The following is an 868-nucleotide window of genomic DNA, read 5'->3' on the forward strand; positions in this document are numbered from 1 at the left end:
ATCACATCGGCCGAGACAGCCAGGCCGCTGTCGATATCAACGGCGAGGTGCGGGGTGTAATTCGGGGCAAAGCCTCCATCTTTGTTCGGGGTGAGACGAGATTCTGGGTCGACGATCGGCAGTCGCTTAGGTTCCTTGTCTAGCTTTTCCAGTTCTGCGATCGCCGCGTCGACCTTTTCCTGACGCCGCTGCACCTCGGCCAATTCTTCGCTCAACTGACGCCCATTTTCGTTTCCTAGGCGTTCGCTTTCGCTAGCGTCAGCTTGAGCCGCTTGTTCCTCTAGCTCGATAAATCGTTGTTGAAGCTGGTCCTTGGCTTGGCGAAGTTCTTCCGGCGAACGTGAGCCGGAACGGCGATTGTTCGCTCTGATTCGTGTGCCATCAAAACCGAGGGACTCCAACGGCAAATGCCCGAGTTCGCGAGCGACCAAGCCGACTTGGACGAACAGGCTCTTAAGTGCTACCGAGTTCTTCTGTCGGAATTTGCAAATGGTGGTGTGGTCGATATGAAGACCTTCGACAAGCCAACGAAAATCATTTCGAACCCACAACGCCTCTTCGACAGCCCGCGAAGACAAAATGCGATTCATGATTCCGTAGAGCACGGCACCGGCAATCACACGGGGATGAAGCGGCGGTTGTCCTTTGGTGAGATCGTAAGTGGCCTCCCAATCGGTCCAGTCGAGGCGTCGCAGAATGTCATCGAGCAATCGGACTCGATGGCCTTGCGGGATCACCTCGTCGAGTTTTTCGGGAAAAAGAACCAGCTGGTCTCGACCCAGCGGTGGTGTAGCAAAACCTGCCATGACAAAAGCCTCCGTACGCCCCATCATAGCGCCAAATCCCAAAACTGAAACCGCAGTAAATC

At 55.1% G+C, this 868-nt stretch carries 1 protein-coding gene; it reads right to left on the reverse strand.

Translation table 11 applies throughout. From position 1 onward, the window contains the following. Positions 1 to 868, reverse strand: an 868-nt coding sequence (locus tag H1B37_RS32965) for a transposase (protein ID WP_182871514.1), incomplete at both ends; no start/stop codon positions are given.

It is taken from the genome of Stieleria mannarensis (genome assembly GCF_014154935.1).
Taxonomy (GTDB): Bacteria; Planctomycetota; Planctomycetia; order Pirellulales; family Pirellulaceae; genus Stieleria; species Stieleria mannarensis.